The following is an 18,969-nucleotide window of genomic DNA, read 5'->3' as shown; positions in this document are numbered from 1 at the left end:
CTACGCTCGGGTGGTTACTTCTTGACCTCGATGTTGGCGAGGATCGGGTCGCCGTCCTGGCCGTACTTGACGCCGGAGACCTTCTCGGAGTAGCCCGAGTTGACCTTGTAGTACCAGAGCGGGATCGAGGGCATGAGCGTCGCAAGCTCCTTCTCGATCGCCTGGTACTGCTTCACCGACTCGTCCAGCGTTGCCGCGGAGTCCGCCGCGGCGATCTTCGCGTCGAGGTCCTTGTTCGAGAAGTCGCCCTGGTTGCCCGCCGCGCCCGTCCGGAAGAGGTCGCTGATGAAGTTGGCGTTCACCGGGTAGTCGAGGTTCCAGCCCGAGCGGTAGATGGACTTGACCTTCTTGCCCTTGCGGGCTTCGAGGTCGGCCTGGAAGTCCACCTTGGCGTCGCCGGTGCACTTGACGCCGGTGGACTGGGTGATGCTGTTGCAGACAGCGTCGACCCACTCCTTGTGGCCGCCGTCCGTGTTGAACTGGATGGAGATGGCGTTGCCGGGAACGCCGCCACCCTCCTTGATCAGCGCCTTGGCCTTGGCCGGGTCGTACTTGGTGACGTCACCGGCGGCGTTCTCCTGGAAGCCCAGGACGCCCTTGGCGACCCAGCCGGTGGCCGGCTCACGCGTACCCTGCAGCACCGTCTTGGTGATGGTGGCACGGTCGATGCCCATCGAAAGTCCCTGAATGACCTTCGGGTCGACCTGCTTCGGCTTCGACCACTGGTCGGTGTAGAAGGCGATGGCGAGCGTCTGGATCGTGGACTGCGGAGACTCCACCGCCCGGTCACCGAGGTCCTGCTTGAAGACCGGGAGGTCCTTCGGCGCGAGCTGACGCAGCACGTCGACGTTGCCGGACTTCAGGTCCTCGTAGGCGGTCTCCAGGGTGGTGTAGTTCTTGAACGTCACACCACCGTTCTTCGCCTTCTCGCCCTTGAAGTCGTCGTACCGGACGATCTTGATTTCCTTCTTGCGGTCCCAGCTCGCGAACTTGTAGGGACCGTTGCCGACCGGCTTCAGGCCGGCGGCCTTCGGGTCCTTGTAGAAGGACTCGGGCAGCGGCGCGAAGACGACGTAGGCGAGCTTGTACGCGAAGTACGGCACCCTGTTCTTCAGCTCGACGGTGAAGGTCGTGTCGTCGACGACCTTCAGACCCTCCATCTTGTCGGCGGTCGGCTTGGCGCCTTCCTTCTCCGGGTGCAGGGCGTCGTAGCCCTTGATGTCGGCGAACCAGGAGGAGAGGCCCTGAGCGTTGTTGACGTTGGCGTTCCAGTTCCACGCCTTGACATACGACTCGGCCGTGACCGGAGTCCCGTCGTGGAAGGTCCAGCCCTTCTTGAGCTTGATGGTCCACGTCTTGGAGTCGGCGCTCTCCACTGACTCGGCGTTCGTCATGGTGAGCTTGCCGTCGGTCGTGTAGTCGACCAACTCCGAGAACAGGCCGCTCATGACAAGGGAGCCGTTGGCCTCCATCGTGTCACCCGTGTGCAGCAACTTCTCCGGCTCACCGAGCTCGACCGAGAAAATGCCGTTGGGATCGACAGCCCCGTCGCTGCCGCCGCCCGAGTCGTCGCCGCCACAGGCAGTCGCTGCCAGGGCAACAACAATCGCACCCGCTACCCACTTGGCGCTGTTGGCACCGCGCATGGGTTCCTCCTCATGAGTCCACTTTTAACTACAAGAAAGGCACATCTACGCGCGCTGACACCCCTGACAGCGGACACGTCAAGTGCCTCGGTGAGTGCTCGTGAGTCGACGCCCCCCACAGCGCGTGACCCATTGACCCGAGCTCAATGAGCCAACTATTAAGTACGCCCGACCCGTAAACCACACTTAAAGGGTCTCGTTTTGACAACATCGCCAGACCCTGTATGCCCGAAAGCCGGACAAACTGAGCACAGACAGACACCCCCGAAACGGACCGTTAACACATGTTCCGGAGAACAGAGTTCGATATCCGGATGGCCTGATGAGAAATGGAGTTGACGAACGGCTTGGCCCCCTACGCGTTTCGCAGGGGGCCAAGCCGTTTATGACGCTACGTCAGGTGCACTGCCACGTTCAGTTGCGTCAGTTGCGTCAGTTGTGTCAGTTGCGCTTCGCGCGGGAGGCGGTGCGACCGCGCTCCTTCTGGTCCAGGACAACCTTGCGGATACGGACGGTCTCCGGGGTCACCTCGATGCACTCGTCGTCGCGGCAGAACTCCAGGGACTGCTCCAGCGACAGCTTGCGCGGCGGCACCACGTTCTCGGTGGTGTCCGCGGAAGCGGCTCGCATGTTGGTGAGCTTCTTCTCCTTGGTGATGTTCACGTCCATGTCGTCGGCGCGCGAGTTCTCGCCGACGATCATGCCCTCGTACACCTCTGTACCCGGCTCCAGGAAGATCACGCCGCGCTCCTGGAGGTTGACCATGGCGAACGGCGTCACCGTGCCGGAGCGGTCGGCGACGAGCGAGCCGTTGTGACGGGTGCGGAGGTCACCGAACCACGGCTCGTGGCCCTCGAAGATGGAGTGCGCGATGCCGGTGCCGCGGGTCTGGGTGAGGAACTCCGTACGGAAGCCGATGAGGCCACGCGACGGAACGATCCACTCCATGCGGATCCAGCCGGAGCCATGGTTGGTCATGGTCTCCATGCGGCCCTTGCGGGTCGCCATCAGCTGCGTGATCGCGCCCAGGTGCTCCTCGGGGCAGTCGATCGTCATGCGCTCGATCGGCTCGTGCAGCTTGCCGTCGATCTGCTGGGTGACCACCTCGGGCTTGCCGACGGTCAGCTCGAAGCCCTCGCGGCGCATGGTCTCGACCAGGATGGCCAGCGCCAGCTCGCCACGGCCCTGGACCTCCCAGGCGTCGGGGCGCTCGGTCTCCAGGACGCGGAGCGAGACGTTACCGATGAGCTCCCTGTCCAGACGGTCCTTCACCATGCGGGCGGTGACCTTGTGGCCCTTGCCGCCCTTGCCGACCAGCGGCGAGGTGTTCGAGCCGATGGTCATGGAGATCGCGGGCTCGTCGACCGTGATCAGCGGCAGCGCGATCGGGTTCTCGGGGTCGGCGAGGGTCTCGCCGATCATGATGTCCGGGATGCCGGCGATGGCGCAGATGTCGCCGGGACCGGCCTTCTCGACCGGCTTGCGGGTGAGCGCCTCGGTCATCATCAGCTCGGTGATGCGGACGTTCGACATCGTGCCGTCACGCTTGATCCACGTGACGGTCTGGCCCTTCTTCAGCTCACCCTGCTCGACCCGGCAGAGCGCGATACGGCCGAGGAAGTTGTCGGCGTCGAGGTTGGTGACGTGGGCCTGGAGCGGCGCGGACTCGTCGTACTCCGGGGCCGGGACATGCTCGAGGATCGTCGTGAAGAACGGCTCAAGGCTGTCGCTGTCGGTCGGGACCGTGCCGTTCTCGGGCTTGGTCAGCGAGGCGACGCCGTCACGCGCGCAGGCGTAGACGATCGGGAACTCGATCTGCTCCTCGGTCGCGTCCAGGTCCAGGAACAGGTCGTACGTCTCGTCGACGACCTCGGCGATCCGGGAGTCGGGACGGTCCGTCTTGTTGATGCAGAGGATGACCGGCATCTTCGCGGCCAGCGCCTTGCGCAGCACGAAGCGGGTCTGGGGCAGCGGCCCCTCGGAGGCATCGACCAGGAGCACAACGGCGTCCACCATCGACAGACCGCGCTCGACCTCGCCACCGAAGTCGGCGTGGCCGGGGGTGTCGATGATGTTGATGGTGACGGGGCCCGCGCCATCCTTCGTGTGGTACTTGACCGCGGTGTTCTTGGCCAGGATCGTGATGCCCTTCTCACGCTCCAGGTCGTTGGAGTCCATCATGCGGTCGTCGAGGTGCTCGGCGGCGTGCGCCGCGAATGCGCCGGCCTGCTTCAGCATGGCGTCGACCAGAGTGGTCTTGCCGTGGTCGACGTGAGCGACGATGGCAACGTTACGGATGTCATGGCGCGTGGGCATACTGACTGGCGCTTCTCTCGATCGGGGATCAGGCGTCTGACGGTCGTATCCTCGTCCGCCCGCCGGGCGGACACGCCTCGGCTGGTCCCATGGTACGGGGCCGTTGGGGTACAGGGCTTCCCGAGCCGGACCGGGAGGGGGTCCTGGCCCGGCAACGGGGCTCGTGGACGGGGATCCGTGCCGGGTCGCCGATGGTGCCGTCAGCCGGTCTTACCGCCCTGACCTGCTAGTTCTCGACACGCTCCGAGATTCTCCGAGACTCTCTGAGTCTGATCGGGGTTTGGTTGGGTTCGATCGGGGTTTGACTAGTTCTGCGGTTTCTGCGGCTTCTTTGATTTCCCCGGCTTCCTGAAGCCCATGTCCTCGTAGTGGGGCGTCTCGAAGCCGAAGGCGCCCGCGTTGACCACCTGGGGCCTGGCCGCCACCAGCTCGGGACGCTGGTAGAGGGGGATCGACCCGGCCGCGGCCCAGATCCGGGCATCGGCCCGGCGCACCAGCTCGCGGGCCTCCTCCTCGTCCAGCTCGGCGAGGGCCTCGTCGAAGAGCTGGTCGATGTAGTCCGTACCGACGCGGGTGTAGTTCTGCTCGACCACCAGCGAGCCGTCGCTCGCGGGCTCGGGCTTGGCGAAGATCGGCCGCGCCTCGGTCGCCGGATAGGCGGTGGCGGGCCAGGTGTAGAGCGCCAGGTCGAAATTGCCCGAGGCGATGTGGTCCCGGAAGAAACCGGTGTCGGGGACCTTGGTGACGTCGGTCCGGACGCCGATACGGCCGAGCATCCGCGCGATCTTGTCGCCGACGGCGCGCAGCGACTCCGAGCCGGGGCCCGCGGGGAGGACGAAGCGCAGGGTGAGCGGCTTGCCGTCCTTGGTGAGCGGGCCGGCGACGTTCGCGGGGGCGGCGGTGCCGCGCGGGGCGTAGGCTCCCGCGATCCTGGTCCGGCGGGTCTCCGGCCGGGTCCGCGCCTGGGTCTCCGGCCGGGTCTGTGCCTGGGCCTGGCGTTCCAGGGCCACGCTCTGGAGGGCGGCGGCGGGGGCGGGGGCCAGCACGTGCGTACCGCTGGTGCCGGTCCCGGGACCGTGGCCGCCGATGGGCCTTCCGGCGGGCTTTTCGCCAGGCCCTTCGACAGGCTTTTCGTCGCCGACGATGTACAGCCCCTCGTTGGACGGGGTGTTTTCCGCTGCCTTGGCCGTTGCCCGCGCCGTCGCCTGCGCCGTCGCCTGCGCCGTCGCCTGCGCGGGTTTCTTGGGCTCGGCCTTCTTGTCCGGCTCGGCCTTCTTGTCCGGCTCGGCCTTCTTGTCCGGCTCGGCCTTCTTGTCCGGCTCGGTCTTGTTGTCCGGCTCTGCCTCATTGCCCGCCTTGGCCGGGGCGGGCTTCTTCGCCGCGCCACCGGGCGTCCACCCCGCGTCGGCCAGCAGCGCCCGCGCCTCCTGGGTGCTCTGCCCGCCGAGCGCGTCGCTGTTGTCCGTGTACGCCTGCTGACCGGCCAGAGCCAGATGGCTGCCGGGTGGTACGGCGGGCAGGCCGAGCGGGGTCAGTACGGTCTCGGCCAGCTCCTTGCGGTTCAGCGCGCGGGCCACGGCGCGGCGCACGCGGGCGTCGGAGAGCGGGCCGCTCTCACCGTTCAGCGCGAGCTGGGTGTACGCCGGCTCCAGCGACTTGCGGACCACGAAGCCGTCCAGGGCCGCCGCGCCGGCCGCCTCGGCTCCGCCCGATCCCTTCGTACCCTTCGCTCCCTTGGCCTGCGTCGCGAGGGAGATACGTTGCGCCACGGGCGGGTCGATCTCCGCGAGGTCGAGGCTCCCGGCGGCGAGCGCCTCCCCGCGCTTCTCGCGCGGCACCGCGGTCAGCACCAGGCGCTCCAGCTTGGCCTGACCTCCCCACCAGCGGGGATTGCGTACGAGGGTGGCCGTGCCCGCCTTGCGGTCGATCCCCGACAGCCGGAAGGGACCGGCCATCGCCTTGAGCGTGGAGCGGGCCCCGTCGTTGAAGGCGTCCGGGCTCCCCGTCACTTCCTTGGGGTAGAGCGGAGTGAAGAGGGACTGCCAGTCCGCGTACGGCTTATTGAACGTGATCTTGACCTGGAGGTCGCTGGCGCCCCGCTCGATCTTCTCGATCCGCTCGTAGCCCGCGTTGTGGGCGCTCCAGTACGCGGAGTCCCTGCCGTTAAGGGCCCGCCACTGGGCCACGAAGTCGGCCGCCTGCATCTCCCGGCCGTCGCTCCACACCGCCTTCTGGTTGAGCTTGTAGAGCACGACCTGCTTGGGCTCGCGCTCGACGATCTCGGCGGACTCGACGTAGTCGGGGTTGCGCTGCGGCCTGCCGCGCCCGTCGAGCGTGAAGAGAGCGGGCAGCACGGCCCCGGCGATACGCGAGGTGCTGGCGTCCGCATCCGCCTGGAAGGCGTTGAGGGTGGCGGGCAGGGCCTCGACCGCCCACCGCAGCGTGCCCCCGTCGGCCACCTGATCCCGCCGTACGGGAGCGATGTCCGCAGCCGCCGCCGCGGCCTCGCCGCCGTCCTCGTCCGAGTCGCAGGCGCCCAGGACGGGCAGAGCGAGCACTCCACTGGTCAGAAGCGCGAGGGAGCGGAGCGTTCGGGAGCGTGTCCTCCCGCGTGTGGCGTCGACCTGGGGCACGACTTATACCTCTTCGTCCTATTTCATGGAATTTAGAGATGATCACACCGATTACCGCCCACTGAAGTGGACGGAACCCGTCACCTGGCGATGACACGGCGGAACTCGCCCCATTTCCACCCATGCGGACCAACACGAAATCCGGTACACATGCGTATAAAGAGAGAAAACAGCGAAAAATAAAGCGGAGCGACATACGAACCACCAGGGGCGCGCCCGCAGCGCGCCTGCGCCAGGAATCCCTGCACGTCCCTTCACAAGCGGGGATGTGACGCGAAACACTCTCAGGCGCATGCGTGACGCCACCGCACCCCCGGGGAAGTGAGGGCAAATCATGTCGGAGCAGGAAGAGTTCGCAGCGATGCGGCACCGCCTCGATGAGCTGGTCGAGCGTGTCGGAGAGCTGGAACAGACCGTTGATCAGCTGCGGACCGCCGGTCCGGCCACGTCGGCGCCGAAGCCGTCGGAGCCGAAACCGCAGAGCCGTCCCGAGCTGGTGACCATCCCGGACACTCCGTACAACCACGCGCTGTGGACGGACTCGGACGACGAGGGGCTCGGCGCACGCGACCGGCACGCGCCCTGACCGGCCCGGGCCGCCCCACTTCTCCGCACCCGAACCCACTCCACTACGGAGCCTTCGTTGGCCACTGGCACCGAACGACCACAAGTCAATACGGGCGTGCACGGCGCCGAGCGCGCCGCCATCAGCGCCTCCCATCTGCGGACGGACCGCTGGTGGCTCACGCCGGCCCTGACCGCCGGCGCGCTGTTCGCCTTCATCGTCTACGCGACGTGGCGCGCCTTCGCGAACGCCGACTACTACGCCGCGCCGTACGTCTCGCCGTTCTTCTCGCCCTGCCTCGCCGAGAACTGCCTGCCCATGCAGTCGGGACCGAACTGGGAAATCTTCGGCAGCTGGTGGGGCCTGTCCCCCGCGCTGCTGATCCTGATCTTCCCGCTGGGCTTCCGGCTCACCTGCTACTACTACCGCAAGGCCTACTACCGGGGCTTCTGGGCCTCGCCCCCGGCCTGCGCGGTCGCCGAGCCGCACAAGAAGTACACCGGCGAGACCCGCTTCCCGCTGATCCTGCAGAACATCCACCGGTACTTCTTCTACGCCGCCATCCCGGTCGCCGGAATCCTCACGTACGACACCGTGCTCGCGTTCCGCGACGAACACTACGAGTGGGGCCACATGGGCCTCGGCACCCTCGTCTTCCTGGTCAACATCGTGCTGATCTGGGCGTACACCCTGTCCTGCCACTCCTGTCGGCACATCATCGGCGGCCGGCTGAAGCACTTCTCCAAACACCCGGTGCGCTACCGCATGTGGGGTTGGGTGAGCAAGCTGACCGACCGGCACATGCTGCTCGCCTGGACGTCGCTGATCAGCGTCGCGCTCGCCGACTTCTACGTCTATCTCCTCGCGTCCGGCGCCTTCGACGATCCGAGGTTTTTCTGATGGGTGGGGCCTTCTGACATGACGCAACTCGAACGACAGCAGTGGGACGTCGTGGTGGTGGGCGCGGGCGGTGCCGGCCTGCGCGCCGCCATCGAGGCACGCGAGCGGGGCGCTCGTACGGCGGTGATCTGCAAGTCCCTGTTCGGCAAGGCCCACACGGTGATGGCGGAGGGCGGCATCGCCGCCTCCATGGGCAATGTGAACGCCGGGGACAACTGGCAGGTGCACTTCCGCGACACCATGCGCGGCGGAAAGTTCCTCAACCAGTGGCGGATGGCCGAGCTCCACGCGCGCGAGGCTCCCGACCGAGTGTGGGAGCTGGAGACCTGGGGCGCGCTCTTCGACCGTACGGCCGACGGGCGGATCTCCCAGCGCAACTTCGGCGGACACGAGTACCCGCGCCTCGCCCACGTCGGCGACCGCACCGGCCTGGAGCTGATCCGTACGCTCCAGCAGAAGATCGTCTCGCTCCAGCAGGAGGACAAGGCCGAGTTCGGGGACTACGAAGCCCGGCTGAAGGTCTTCCAGGAGTGCACGGTCACCCGCGTCCTCAAGGACGGTGACGCGGTGTCCGGGACCTTCTGTTACGAGCGGGAGTCCGGGCGCTTCTTCGTGCTGGAGGCCCCCACGGTGGTGCTCGCCACGGGTGGCATCGGCAAGTCCTTCAAGGTCACGTCGAACTCCTGGGAGTACACCGGCGACGGGCACGCGCTGGCGCTGCTCGCGGGCGCGCCGCTGCTGAACATGGAGTTCGTGCAGTTCCATCCGACCGGGATGGTCTGGCCGCCGTCGGTGAAGGGGATCCTCGTCACCGAGTCGGTGCGCGGCGACGGCGGAGTGCTGCGCAACTCCGAGAACAAGCGGTTCATGTTCGACTACGTCCCCGATGTCTTCAAGGAGAAGTACGCGCAGTCGGAGGAGGAGGGCGACCGCTGGTACGAAGACCCGGACAACAACCGGCGTCCTCCCGAACTGCTGCCGCGCGACGAGGTGGCCCGCGCGATCAACTCCGAGGTGAAGGCGGGCCGCGGCTCCCCGCACGGCGGCGTCTTCCTGGACGTGTCCACCCGGATGCCGGCCGAGGTGATCCGGCGGCGGCTGCCGTCGATGTACCACCAGTTCAAGGAGCTGGCGGACGTCGACATCACGGCCGAGGCCATGGAGGTGGGCCCGACCTGTCACTACGTGATGGGCGGCATCGCCGTCGAGTCCGACACCGCGGCGGCGCTCGCGGTGCCGGGCCTGTTCGCGGCGGGCGAGGTCGCGGGCGGCATGCACGGCTCGAACCGGCTCGGCGGGAATTCCCTCTCCGACCTGCTGGTCTTCGGGCGGCGGGCAGGTCTGTACGCCGCCGAGTACGCGGACGGGCTCGCCGCGCGTCCGGCGGTGGACGAAGGCCAGATCGACGCCGCGGCGGCGGAGGCGCTGCGCCCGTTCAGCGCGGAGGGACCGCAGCCGGGCGAGGACAGCGGGAAGCCGCCGGAGAATCCGTACACCCTCCACCAGGAACTCCAGCAGACGATGAACGACCTGGTCGGCATCATCCGGCGGGGACCGGAGATGGAACAGGCCCTGGAGTCACTGGCCGACCTGCGGCTGCGCGCGCGGCGGGCCGGGGTCGAGGGGCACCGGCAGTTCAACCCCGGCTGGCACCTGGCGCTGGATCTGCGGAACATGCTGCTGGTCAGCGAGTGCATCGCGCGGGCGGCGCTGGAGCGCACGGAGAGCCGCGGCGGGCACACCCGCGAGGACTGCCCCGCGATGGAGCGCGAGTGGCGGCGGACCAATCTGCTGTGCCGGCTGGTCGACCCGACAGGCGGTCTGGCGGCCACTGATCCCGTACGCGGGCAGATCTCGCTCACCCGGAAGACGACCGAACCCATCCGTGCCGACCTGCTTGCTCTCTTCGACAAGGAGGAGCTGGTCAAGTACCTCGCTGAAGAGGAGCTCTACGAGTGAGCAGCAGCTACAAAGCGGCCTTCAAGGTCTGGCGCGGCGACGCGGACGGCGGGGACCTGAAGGATTTCTCCGTCGAGGTCAACGAGGGTGAGGTGATCCTCGACATCATCCACCGCATCCAGGCGACGCAGGCATCCGATCTCGCGGTCCGCTGGAACTGCAAGGCGGGCAAGTGCGGTTCGTGCAGCGCGGAGATCAACGGCCGGCCGCGGCTGATGTGCATGACGCGGATGTCCGTCTTCACGCGCGAGGAGACGATCACGGTGACGCCGCTGCGGGCGTTCCCGGTGGTGCGGGACCTGGTGACGGATGTGTCCTTCAACTACGCGAAGGCGCAGGAGGTGCCGTCCTTCGTACCGCCGGCGGGGGTGAAGGCCGGTGACTACCGGATGCGGCAGATCGATGTGGAGCGGTCGCAGGAGTTCCGCAAGTGCATCGAGTGCTTCCTGTGCCAGGACACCTGCCATGTGGTGCGCGACCACGAGGAGAACAAGGCGGCATTCGCGGGCCCGCGCTTCCTGATGCGGGTCGCGGAGCTGGACATGCATCCGCTGGACGCGGCGTCCGAGGTGGGTCTCGACCGGAAGAAGACCGCTCAGGACGAGCACGGTCTCGGGTACTGCAACATCACCAAATGCTGTACGGAGGTGTGCCCCGAGGGCATCAGGATCACGGACAACGCGCTGATCCCGCTGAAGGAGCGGGCGGTGGACCGTAAGTACGACCCGCTGGTGTGGCTGGGCAACAAGATCAGGCGCCGTGGGGCGACGGACTAAGGGATCCCGAATCGCTCACGGCCGCGATCCGCCTCCCACCGGGCTCACCTGGTGGGAGGCGGATCGCGGCCGTAACTGTCTCCGCTGCCTCCAACTACCTCCGCTGCCTCCGCTGCCTCCGCGAAAAACGTGCGCGGGATGTGGGAACCCATCGGGACCGGGCGGTGTACAAGAAGCAGGAAGCGCACAGCGGAAGGGGGCATGACCGTGACTGGGCTGTCAGTACATGCTGAGCAGCTGCTCAGCGCTGGGCCCGCCCGTGGAGTCACCGTCGGGCAGGGCCAGTTCGAACCAGACCGTCTTGCCGCGCGGGGTCCGACGCGAGCCCCATGCCGCGCTGAGCAGCCCGACCAGCTGGAGGCCTCGGCCGCCCTCGTCGGTGTCGCGCGCCCGGCGGCGGCGCGGCTGCACCAGGCCCGCGTCCCACACTTCGCAGACGAGGGTGCGGTCGCGCAGCAGCCGCAGCCGGATCTCGCCCTCGCCGTACCGCAGGGCGTTGGTGACCAGTTCGCTGACCAGCAGCTCGACCGTGTCCACGAGTGGATCGAGGTCCCAGGCCAGCAGCTGACCGCGGGCCAGTTCCCGGGCCCGTCCCACCGAGCGCGGCTCGCGCGGCAGGCGCCAGTCGCCGACCGCGTCGGCGGGCAGTCCCTGGATGCGGGCCATCAGCAGGGCGATGTCGTCCTCGCCGTGCCGGGTGTCGAGCGTGTTCAGCACATGGTCACAGACGTCCTCCAGCGGATGCACCGGATCGGTGAGCGCCTGGCGGAAGGCGCGCAGTCCCTCGTCGAGCGGATGGTCGCGGGATTCCACCAGGCCGTCGGTGTAGAGCGCGAGGAGCGAGCCCTCGGGCAGTTCGACCTCGACCTCCTCGAAGGGTTCGCCGCCCACTCCGAGCGGCATCCCCGGCGGTACGTCGAGGAGCAGCGCCTCCTGCCCCGGTTCGACCAGGAAGGGTGGCAGGTGACCGGCGTTGGCGAAGGCGCAGCGGCGGGTGACCGGGTCGTAGACGGCGTAGACGCAGGTCGCGAGATAGACCTCGGAGAGGTCGGCCTCGCGGGACTTGTGGGCGACGCGCGAGGCCTGCTGGGTGCCGCTGGGGCTGCCGAGGCCGCGGGCGATCTCGTCCAGCGCGGAGAGGACTTCGGCGGGCTCCAGGTCCAGCAGCGCCAAGGTGCGTACGGCCGTGCGCAGTTCGCCCATGGCGACGGCGGCGCGCAGCCCCCGTCCCATCACATCGCCGACGACCAGGGCCGTGCGGTGGCCGGGCAGCTCGATGACGTCGAACCAGTCGCCGCCCACCTCCGTGGCCGTGTTGCCCGGGAGATAGCGGCAGGCGATGTCCAGGCCCGCGGCCTCCGGGTCGCCGGGCGGGAGCAGGCTGCGCTGGAGGATGAGCGCCCGCTCGTGCTCCCTGCGGTAGAGGCGGGCGTTGTCGATGCAGACGGCGGCGCGGGCGGCGAGTTCGGTGGCCAGTGCCTGGTCCCGTTCCCCGAAGGGCTCGCTGCCCTTCGTCCGGGCGAACTGCACCAGGCCGACGACAGTGTCGTGCGCGACCATCGGCACCGCGAGGATGGATTGGACGAGGCTGCCTTCCACGCCCGGGATCGACTGGACGCGGGCGGCGCGCAGCGCGTTGGCGTAGGGCGAGCTGAAGGGGTAGTGGTGGACCTCGCCGACGGCGGTGGGGGTGCCGTTCTCATTCGCGTCCCCCGGGATCTCCAGCGGGGCACCGGACACGGCGCTGGCGAAGGCGACCCGGCGCAGCGCGGCGCTGCCTCCCCCATAGCTCTCTCCGTGCGGGGACCAGCGCCCGGGCGCGGCCTCTTCGCCGGTGAGCAGCCCCTGGAAGAGGTCGACCGACGCGAGGTCGCAGAAGCCGGGGACGGCGACGTCGAGGAGTTCGCGGGCGGTGGTCTCCAGGTCGAGGGAGTTACCGATGCGGGCGCTCGCCTCGTTGAGGAGCGCGAGATTGCGGCGGGCGCTCGCGGCCTCGCGGGCGGCGAGGTGACGGCGGGTCACATCGGTGCCGATCCCGGCGACGCCGATGGGGCGGCCGGCTCCGCTGTGCACCCGGTAGAGGTTGACCGACCAGTGCCTGCGTTCCGAACTGCCCGGCAGCGTACCGATGATCTGGAGGTCGATGGCGGGCTCGCCGGTCTCCAGGACGCGGCGCAGGCAGGCGTTCATCCGCTCGGCCTCGGGACGGGGGAGATAGTCGTGGGCCGTGCGTCCGCGGTGGTCTTCGACGGTGCCGCCGAAGACAGTGGCGACCCGCGTATTGGCGCGGTGGACCGTGAGGTCCGTCCCGAAGAGAAGAAAGCCGAAAGGAGATTGGCCGAAAATCGCCTGCGAGGCGGCAAGGTCGGTCTCGATCTGTCGCAGCGCGCGAACGTCCACGACGATGCAGACGGCGGCTCTTTCGCCGCTCTCCGTCTCGCTCGGCATCACATAGATCTCGGCTATGCCGTGCGCGCCGTCCCGGCCCGGCATCCGGAAAGGAACCAGACCGGTCCACTCCTTGCCGTCGAGTATCTCGGCGACCTTGCGGTGGCCCCGGGGGCGCAACTCCGCGGGCATGAAGACCTCGACCGGGTCCCTGCCTCTGACCTGGTCAGCGGTGATACCGAAGAGATCGACGGCGCGCCGGCTCCACTGATCGACCAGCCCGTCGGAACCAATCGAGAAAGAAGCGACCTTGATGTAGTCATAGATCGAGCCAGGCGGACTGCTCTGCCACACGACGTCGCTCGCCGTCTCAGGTATCTCGCTCACGCGACCGTCCCCTCCAGCTCACCGCACCGGACCGGCCATGACCGCAGTATTCAGCACTACGGCCCTGACCGACACGGCGTTCACGATCACAGCAAGGTCTCGTTCATTTTGAGCCGAGTGCGACGTGATCGTTGTCCCCTGACTCTCCTAACCAGTCGGGGCCAGCTCGAACCACACCGTCTTGCCGCTCCGTCAGGTCGCGCGTCCCCATTTCAAGGACTAACGGCACATACGTCACATATCCGATATCCGGGGCGAGGTGCCGCGACCGGGCGGCAATGAGCACGCGGTGGGGCAAACCGCGTAGAGGTCAGTCGCGCGCGCCGTCCAGCCCTCCGGCCCAGGCGTTGTCGCTGTCGCCGGTGCCGCTGGTGCCGCCGTTGTCGCTGGCGCCGGTGCTGTCGCGCAGGATTCGGGCTGCCTCGGCCACAGCGGGCCGGTCCTGGTCGAGCCAGTCGACGTCATCCGTTTCGTGCGGCGCGAGCCAGCGCAGGTCGTCATGGTCCTGCAGCGCCCGCAGCTCGCCGGAGAGCAACCGGGCGGTCCACACCTGGAGTACGTAACCGGGCTTCAGCGGCCATTCGCCGGGGATCCGCTGCACCGGCTCCGCTTCCACGCCCAGTTCTTCGCGGAGTTCGCGCACCAGCGCCTGTTCGGGGCTCTCGCCCGGCTCCAGTTTGCCGCCGGGCAGCTCCCAGCGGCCGGCGAGCTCCTCGGGAGCGCTGCGGCGTGCGGCCAGCAGCCGCCCCCGGTCGTAAACAGCGCCGGCCACCACAACAACGCGATCGCTCATGCGCCGGAGCGTAGTGTGCGCCGGACCGGCGGCGGCCGGTGGGCGGTGCTCAGTACCTGGCGGCCAGTGGTGCCTGGTGCGTGGCACCTGGCATGTGGTGGCTGGTGCGTGGTGGCTAGTGCGTGGTGGTCTGGCCGACGCGCTCTACCGAATAAAGCTGCTTGTGCTCACGATCGTCAAGGCGGTCGGCGGTCTGTTGCGCCTCGTCCTTGGTGGCGTACCTGCCGACGCGATAGCGGTTGCCGTTGTCGTCCTGCCGTACGACGAGCCAGGGCAGCACAGCTCCACTGTCGTTCATCGCTCCCCTCTCCGGGCCGGTCTTTCAGTCTGTGAGGATCACCGGGAAAACGCATGACGCATATGCCTGAGCCTACGCCTGACCTTCACTCAGCGGATACGAATTTACACAAAGCGGCAGGAGGCAGGGGGCGCATCCGGCCGAATGCGCCCCCTGTCCCGTCTGTCGCCTTCAGTCCACCGGCACCGTCGGCGCCACGGGCATCGTCGGCATCGGCATCAGCACCGGACCGGCCGCCGGGCTCTTGCGGCAGACGTCCCCGCACTCGGAGTCGAGCGAGCAGCACAGCGAGCAGATCGGCCCGGACTGGACGGGGCAGTCCGCGATGTCCGGCAGTTCGTAGGCTGTCTCGCACACCGAACAGGTATGGGTGGCGGTGATGTCTTCGATCTCGACGCCGGGCCCGTTCACCGGGTTCGGCCGGGCCAGGTAGTACTTGCCCTTCGTCGCCCAGGCGATCAACGGGCAGAGCACCAGGGAGAGTCCGGCCGCGATGAAGGTCGAGAAGGCCTCGGCGTAGCGGCCGAAGAGGCCGAAGAAGGCGAGGATCGAGACCGTCGACGCGACCGTCATCGCGCCGAAGCCGGCCGGATTCACCGCGTACAGGTACGCCCGTTTGAACTCGATGTACTTGGGGCTCCAGCCCATCCGCTTATTGATGACCAGGTCGGCGGCGACCGCCGCGATCCAGGCGATTCCCACGTTCGAGTAAAAGCCCAGTAGCTCGCCCAGGGCCGCGAACATGTTCATCTCCATCAGCGTCAGCGCGATGGCGAGGTTGAGGAAGATGTACCAGACACGGCCCGGGTGCTTGTGCGTGATGCGGGAGAAGAAGTTCGACCAGGACAGCGAGCCGCTGTACGCGTTGGTCACATTGATCTTGACCTGCGACACGATCACAAAGATCGCGGCGGCGGGCAGCGCCACCGAGCCGAGCCAGGGCTTGAGCGCCTCGATCTGCGGGGCGATCGGCTCCAGGGCATGCGTCTTGCCGACCGCCTCCAGCGCGACGAAGGCGAGGAAGGCGCCCCCGAGCTGTTTGGCCGCGCCGATGATGACCCAGCCCGGTCCCGCGGCGAGCACGGCGAGGTTCCAGCGCCGCCTGTTCGCGTCCGTCTTGGCGGGCATGAAGCGCAGATAGTCGGCCTGTTCGCCGATCTGCGCGATGAGGGAGAGCGCGACGCCCGTGCCGAGGCCGAAGCTGATCCAGTTGAAGGCGGAGCCGGCCCCTTCCGTACCGCCGAAGGAGCCGAACGCGCCCCAGGCGTCAGGGGCTTCGAAGGCCAGCACGATGAAGGGCAGCACCATGCCGATGATCCAGACCGGCTGGGTCCATGCCTGCACCTTCGCCAGCGCGCCCATCCCCCGGAAGACGACGGGGATGACGATCAGCGTCGTGATGAGATAGCCGGCCTCGACGGGCAGTCCGACTGCCTGGTGCATGGCCTGCGCCATGATCGAGCCTTCGAGCGCGAAGAAGATGAAGGTGAAGGAGGCGTAGATGAGGGAGGTCAGCGTGGAGCCGAAGTAGCCGAAGCCCGCGCCGCGCGTGACCAGGTCCATGTCCAGGCCGTACTGCGCGCATGCCCTGGCGATCGGAATGCCGGTCAGGAAGATGATCACCGCAGCGGTGAGGATCGAGGCGAAACCGCTGGTGAAGCCGTAGGTGAAGACGATCGAGGCGCCGATCGCGAAGTCCGCGAGATAGGCGATGCCGCCGAGCGCCGTGCCCGCGACCATCGAGGGGGACCAGCGCCGGAAGGAGTGCGGCGCATAGCGGAGGGAGTAGTCCTCGCGGCTCTCGTCGGCGGCGAGTTTCGCGTAGTTGCGCCGGGGCGGCGACGGCCGCTCGCCCGGCTCCGGCGTCCTGGTGACAGATGCGGCGGTGTCCGTCATCGGTGACTCCCGTTCGTCGGCCCGCTGGGATCGCGGGAGGCGGTACGGACGGGAAGGTAGGAGCCGGACATGACAACGCGTCGCCGGGCGATTGCCCGGCCGTTACGGGAAGCGAGACCCGGTTAACTCGCGGTCACGACATCCGGACAGGATGTCCGGGTACCGGTGACGCGGCGGCGCCGGGGGTCCTCTGAGCTCTTCGCCCGCCCCTGCGCGGGCGCGACGGGCGCTACTTCACCGGCAAGTGGTATGCGATCCGGTAGCGGTCCGCCGGGACGACCACGTCCGCCGTCTCGACCGGCCGCCCCGATGCGTAGTACGTCCGCTCGATGACCATCACCACATGGCCCGGTACGCCGCCGAGCGCCAGGAGCTCCTCCGCCAGCCCCGGCCGCGCGCCGACCTCCTCCAGGACGTTGTCCACGACGATGCCGATGGCCGCCATCCGCTCGACGACCCCACAGCCGCCCAGGGGGCCCTCCTCGGGCAGCATCACGGGGGTGCGCCCGGTGACATCGAGCGGCTCCCAGGAGGTGGAGAGCATCATCGCCTCGCCCGCGTCCCGGAAGAGATAGCGCGTACGCATCACGCGGGCGCCGGGCTGGACGGCGAGCCGGGTGGCGATCTCCGGGCCCGCCTCCGCCTGCTCGCTGCTGGACTCCCAGGCGCCCCGGCCCGCCTCCCCCTCCGCCTGCTCCTGACGGAAGGGGTTCGCCCCGGACGACGGGCGGTAGCCGGAGCGGGAGATCCGGCGCGGAACGGGCCGCTCACGGACGTACGTACCGGAGCCGGAGCGGCCCTCGACCAGGCCCTCCGCCATCAGCACCTTGCGGGCTTCCAGGGCGACGGTGTCCGAGACTCCGTACTCCTCGCGGATGCGCGCCTGCGAGGGCAGCCGGGTGTGCGGCGGCAGCGAGCCGTTGATGATCTTCTGACGGAGTTCGCTCGCAACGCGAAGATAGGCGGGCTGCTCACCGAGTGTCACTGGCCGCTCCCAACAGGTTGACAGACAGCAACATCGTGACGACCCTCAGTCGCTGATCGCAAGCAACGGCCAGAGCTTCACTCGATGTGATGATGCGTGTTTGAGCAGGCGTGGGCCGGGGAGTCGCCGCGGGCCGGCGGAGTTTGGCAGGGTTGGCGGGGCTGTCGCCGGTGGCGGGGTTGGCGCGGCTCAGGCGTCTTCCTCTTCCGGCGGCGGAGTAACCGTGAGCCCGAGCGGCCCGCGCACCGAGATCTCCGTCTTCTGCGCCAGCGCGCTCTGCGCGTCGTAGATGTGGTCCCAGAAGGTGTCCTCGTCCTTCGCGCGGGCGGCCTTGTCCCAGTGAGCGCGCGCCCGGTCGTACTCCTTGGTCCGTGCCGTCACCGGCGCCACCGTATCCGCCGCCCAGGCGTGGGTCCGCAGGCCCTGTGCCTGCGCCCCGAGCGCGAGGGACGTAGTGCGCGCCCAGGCCCGGTACGCGTCGGCTTCCGCCACGAACTCGCCGTCCGGTCCTCCCGCTTCGGCGTTGAAGACAGCCAGCTCGGCCTTCAGATAGGCCAGTTGGTGGGCGTCGAGGTTGGTGGCGTCGTGCCGTACCGAGCCCTGGAGCTTGACGCTGTCGGTGTCGCTCGCGAAGGAACAGGTCACGGCATGGTCCCCGAGCCGCCAGCTCTCCTTGGTCGGCAGGTAGTAGTAGATCTCGGCTTCCTTCGGCAGGGCCCAGGGATCCATCGAGTACGCGTCGTTGATCTCCACACAGCGCTTCTCGGCGACCACGTCCATGCGGTCCTCACCGGGATAGCTGTCGTAGCCGCTCACCTTGAAGGTGCCGGCCACCTCCGCCTCGTGCTTGCCCGCGCAGTCCACGATCTCCACAGCCGTGGTCTCACTCTCCAGTTCGACGCTGCCGGGGATGTTGTAGCAGTCGCCCTTGCGCAGATCCAGGATGCCGCGCGAGCGGGACGCCTCGTCCATGCCTTCTTTGAACCCGCCCCAGGCGTCGCCGACCCCGCCGGTGGCGAGTGCGAGGGCGACCAGCACCGTACTGATCGAGGAGAGGACGATGCCCGTGACGGCCATGCCCTTGCCGCGCTCGCCCCGCTTCTTGATCTGCGAGAGGGAGACCAGCCCGAGGATCAGACCGAGCGGCGGCAGGCAGCACACGATCCCCAGGACGAGGGCGGCGATGGAGAGGCCGTTCACAGCCGGCCTGGGGGCGGGCTGGGGGTACTGGTACGGGGGGTACTGCGGGTACTGCTGCCAACCCTGGTTGGAGGGGTCCACGACTCCGGTGCTCCTCATCAAGATCGTACGAACGGGCGAACAGCGAACGGGGCGCGGATTCTACGCGTAGAACGACAAGAGGGGAGGGGACGGCCGCCGCGGCGACCGTCCCCTCCCCCTTCGTTACCGCACTGACAGATCAGCTT

Annotated in this window: 13 protein-coding genes; 4 read left to right on the top strand and 9 right to left on the bottom strand. The window is 68.2% G+C overall.

The annotated features are described in order from the left end of the window. Positions 1 to 14: 14 nt before the first annotated feature. The 3 genes from ACIHCQ_RS05855 to ACIHCQ_RS05845 form a co-directional block, all read right to left on the bottom strand. Entirely contained in the window at positions 15 to 1,646 is a 1,632-nt protein-coding gene (locus ACIHCQ_RS05855; RefSeq protein WP_399658399.1) for an ABC transporter substrate-binding protein, read from the bottom strand. A 441-nt stretch (positions 1,647 to 2,087) separates the two neighbouring features. Further along, positions 2,088 to 3,962: a translational GTPase TypA gene (typA, locus tag ACIHCQ_RS05850; RefSeq protein WP_399658397.1), complete on the bottom strand. Its 1,875-nt coding sequence runs from the start codon at positions 3,960 to 3,962 to the stop codon at positions 2,088 to 2,090. A 305-nt stretch (positions 3,963 to 4,267) separates the two neighbouring features. After that, positions 4,268 to 6,595: an ABC transporter family substrate-binding protein gene (locus ACIHCQ_RS05845; protein WP_399658395.1), complete on the bottom strand. Its 2,328-nt coding sequence runs from the start codon at positions 6,593 to 6,595 to the stop codon at positions 4,268 to 4,270. Between the two features lie 334 nt (positions 6,596 to 6,929). Here ACIHCQ_RS05845 and ACIHCQ_RS05840 point away from each other — a divergent pair, with 334 nt between their 5' ends. From ACIHCQ_RS05840 to ACIHCQ_RS05825, 4 genes are read left to right on the top strand one after another with little or no spacing between them, the layout of a single operon-like run. Beyond that, the gene (locus ACIHCQ_RS05840) at positions 6,930 to 7,181 is read left to right on the top strand and encodes a hypothetical protein (protein WP_399658393.1); all 252 of its coding nucleotides are present in this window, start codon (positions 6,930 to 6,932) and stop codon (positions 7,179 to 7,181) included. A gap of 57 nt (positions 7,182 to 7,238) precedes the next feature. Then, the gene (locus ACIHCQ_RS05835) at positions 7,239 to 8,060 is read left to right on the top strand and encodes a hypothetical protein (protein ID WP_399658391.1); all 822 of its coding nucleotides are present in this window, start codon (positions 7,239 to 7,241) and stop codon (positions 8,058 to 8,060) included. Between the two features lie 18 nt (positions 8,061 to 8,078). Beyond that, on the top strand, positions 8,079 to 10,019 hold the full coding sequence (locus ACIHCQ_RS05830) for a fumarate reductase/succinate dehydrogenase flavoprotein subunit (RefSeq protein ID WP_399658389.1): 1,941 nt from the start codon (positions 8,079 to 8,081) through the stop codon (positions 10,017 to 10,019). Continuing rightward, entirely contained in the window at positions 10,016 to 10,795 is a 780-nt protein-coding gene (locus ACIHCQ_RS05825) for a succinate dehydrogenase/fumarate reductase iron-sulfur subunit (protein ID WP_399658387.1), read from the top strand. The genes ACIHCQ_RS05830 and ACIHCQ_RS05825 overlap by 4 nt, the downstream gene beginning before the upstream one ends. A gap of 219 nt (positions 10,796 to 11,014) precedes the next feature. Here ACIHCQ_RS05825 and ACIHCQ_RS05820 read toward each other — a convergent pair whose 3' ends face one another. From ACIHCQ_RS05820 to ACIHCQ_RS05795, 6 genes are all read right to left on the bottom strand, one after another. Next, positions 11,015 to 13,570: a SpoIIE family protein phosphatase gene (locus ACIHCQ_RS05820; protein ID WP_399658385.1), complete on the bottom strand. Its 2,556-nt coding sequence runs from the start codon at positions 13,568 to 13,570 to the stop codon at positions 11,015 to 11,017. A 310-nt stretch (positions 13,571 to 13,880) separates the two neighbouring features. Further along, positions 13,881 to 14,363 (bottom strand): (deoxy)nucleoside triphosphate pyrophosphohydrolase, encoded by a 483-nt coding sequence (locus ACIHCQ_RS05815; protein WP_399658382.1) that lies wholly within the window; start codon positions 14,361 to 14,363, stop codon positions 13,881 to 13,883. A 115-nt stretch (positions 14,364 to 14,478) separates the two neighbouring features. Beyond that, positions 14,479 to 14,661 carry an SPOR domain-containing protein gene (locus tag ACIHCQ_RS05810; RefSeq protein ID WP_399658380.1) on the bottom strand — a complete coding sequence of 61 codons (183 nt, stop codon included), beginning with the start codon at positions 14,659 to 14,661 and terminating at the stop codon, positions 14,479 to 14,481. A gap of 171 nt (positions 14,662 to 14,832) precedes the next feature. Then, positions 14,833 to 16,557, bottom strand: a complete 1,725-nt coding sequence (locus ACIHCQ_RS05805; RefSeq protein ID WP_399658378.1) for a purine-cytosine permease family protein — start codon at positions 16,555 to 16,557, stop codon at positions 14,833 to 14,835. A 229-nt stretch (positions 16,558 to 16,786) separates the two neighbouring features. Then, on the bottom strand, positions 16,787 to 17,542 hold the full coding sequence (locus ACIHCQ_RS05800; RefSeq protein WP_399658376.1) for a GntR family transcriptional regulator: 756 nt from the start codon (positions 17,540 to 17,542) through the stop codon (positions 16,787 to 16,789). A 189-nt stretch (positions 17,543 to 17,731) separates the two neighbouring features. Next, positions 17,732 to 18,841, bottom strand: a complete 1,110-nt coding sequence (locus ACIHCQ_RS05795; RefSeq protein WP_399658374.1) for a DUF4190 domain-containing protein — start codon at positions 18,839 to 18,841, stop codon at positions 17,732 to 17,734. Positions 18,842 to 18,969: the final 128 nt, after the last annotated feature.

Origin of the sequence: Streptomyces sp. NPDC052236 (assembly GCF_044548015.1) — a bacterium.
Lineage (GTDB): Bacteria > Actinomycetota > Actinomycetes > Streptomycetales > Streptomycetaceae > Streptomyces.
Note: the sequence above shows the minus strand (reverse complement) of the source record. Positions and strands in the feature narration are given on the sequence as shown.

Coding starts and splice junctions, on each gene's coding strand:
- typA (WP_399658397.1), bottom strand. CDS start 3,962: ATGCCCACGCGCCATGACATCCGTAACGTTGCCATCGTCGCTCACGTC.
- ACIHCQ_RS05815 (WP_399658382.1), bottom strand. CDS start 14,363: ATGAGCGATCGCGTTGTTGTGGTGGCCGGCGCTGTTTACGACCGGGGG.
- ACIHCQ_RS05840 (WP_399658393.1), top strand. CDS start 6,930: ATGTCGGAGCAGGAAGAGTTCGCAGCGATGCGGCACCGCCTCGATGAG.
- ACIHCQ_RS05810 (WP_399658380.1), bottom strand. CDS start 14,661: ATGAACGACAGTGGAGCTGTGCTGCCCTGGCTCGTCGTACGGCAGGAC.
- ACIHCQ_RS05830 (WP_399658389.1), top strand. CDS start 8,079: ATGACGCAACTCGAACGACAGCAGTGGGACGTCGTGGTGGTGGGCGCG.
- ACIHCQ_RS05805 (WP_399658378.1), bottom strand. CDS start 16,557: ATGACGGACACCGCCGCATCTGTCACCAGGACGCCGGAGCCGGGCGAG.
- ACIHCQ_RS05795 (WP_399658374.1), bottom strand. CDS start 18,841: ATGAGGAGCACCGGAGTCGTGGACCCCTCCAACCAGGGTTGGCAGCAG.
- ACIHCQ_RS05855 (WP_399658399.1), bottom strand. CDS start 1,646: ATGCGCGGTGCCAACAGCGCCAAGTGGGTAGCGGGTGCGATTGTTGTT.